The sequence below is a fragment of the Vibrio agarilyticus genome (assembly GCF_012641465.1).
In the GTDB taxonomy this organism is placed as follows: Bacteria; Pseudomonadota; Gammaproteobacteria; order Enterobacterales; family Vibrionaceae; genus Vibrio; species Vibrio agarilyticus.
The window spans coordinates 1-1,503 of sequence record NZ_JABAIK010000044.1; the positions used below are offsets into that span (position 1 = coordinate 1).

Below are 1,503 nucleotides of genomic sequence, written 5' to 3' on the forward strand. Positions count from 1 at the left end.
GCACTCCTTAAAGATAGGTCTAAGCCTATCGCTTAACTAATGAGTGTCCGTTTTAATTGGGGGCTATTACAGTGGCAAAGTGATCCTCCACAAATCTGTCACTCGCGCTAAATTACTGACTACAATAGCAAATTTACCACCCATGCGAATAGGCTTAGAAGCATGTGGTGGTGCACATTATTGGGCGAGAACACTTCAAAAATTAGGGCATGAGGCCCACATCATTGCCGCCAAGTATGTCACCCCCTATCGCACCAAAGGTAAGAATGATCTCAATGACGCCGTTGCAATTTGCGAGGCCGTCCAACGACCTAACACTCGCTTTGTTCCCGTAAAATCCCCAGAGCAGCAAGCTATTCTTGCCGTTCATCGTATGCGTGAGCATTGGGTTCGTGAACGTACGGCACTGATGAATCGTATTCGAGCACTGCTTGCTGAGTTTGGCTTGGTCATACCAGTCGGTCGCGCTTCGCTCATGAAGCAATTCCCTGAAATATTGGAGAACCCAGACAACGAACTGCCACAACTTGCTCGTGCCGTTCTCTTTGATGCTTTTACTCACTTACGCTCGCTTAATCGCCACATTGACAGTACCGAACAGACGTTTGATGCCTTCGCTAAAGTCAGCGACAACGTACAGCGGATCATGCAGGTTCGTGGTATAGGCCCTCAGACAGCCACTGCCATACTCGCTTCGATCGGCAATGGCGACCAATTTGACAAGAGCCGAGACTTTTCAGCTTGGCTCGGTTTAGTACCCAAACAATATTCTACGGGCGGCAAGCCACGGTTAGGACGCATCACAAAGCATGGCGATAAATATCTACGAACGTTACTCGTACATGGCGCAAGAACCGTTATTGCTAACTTAGGCGATAAGCAAGATAGGCTCAGTCAATGGTGCCGTGGAGTATTAGAACGACGAGGTATGAACAGAGCCATTGTGGCTTTAGCGGCAAAGAACGCACGTATTATCTGGTCAATGCTTCACAACCACACAGACTATGAGAATTACGCTATGTAAATAGTTATTCACCTAACTCAGTAACACCGTTTACCCACCGGCTCATAGCAGACGCAATGGATGGAAATAGGTTAAGACCACGAGCGGAGAGCCTGTTAATGCGGCGGACAGTCACCATGTCATCTAACGAATAAGGCACCGCAGTCGCGCAAAGTCATCAGGGCCACGATGTATGTGAATCATCGATAAACAGGCCGAATGTAGAGCGGCAGTCCAAAACCCACAACCTGAAGTTCAGCGGACGTTTGACAACCGGGGGAATCCATGTAACCGCGTTAAGTAGTGAGCAACGCACCCACTGAACTTAACCATACCACCATAAACACAAAGCCCAACGATAACACTAAAAATGCCATGCGTTGGGAATCTGTCTTAAACGCTTGTATGGATAATAAGCACTCCAATCGAGTAAGGTGAGACCCAGACTTTAGCTGCAACTAAAGTTCTTCTATCTGGTAGTTCGATTAAACGATGGCTCC

1 pseudogene is annotated in these 1,503 nt (G+C 47.7%); it reads left to right on the forward strand.

Annotated elements, in window-relative coordinates:
- Positions 1–70: 70 nt before the first annotated feature.
- A pseudogene (locus HGP28_RS18865) lies at positions 71–1,024 on the forward strand (IS110 family RNA-guided transposase); the annotation flags it as partial.
- Positions 1,025–1,503: the final 479 nt, after the last annotated feature.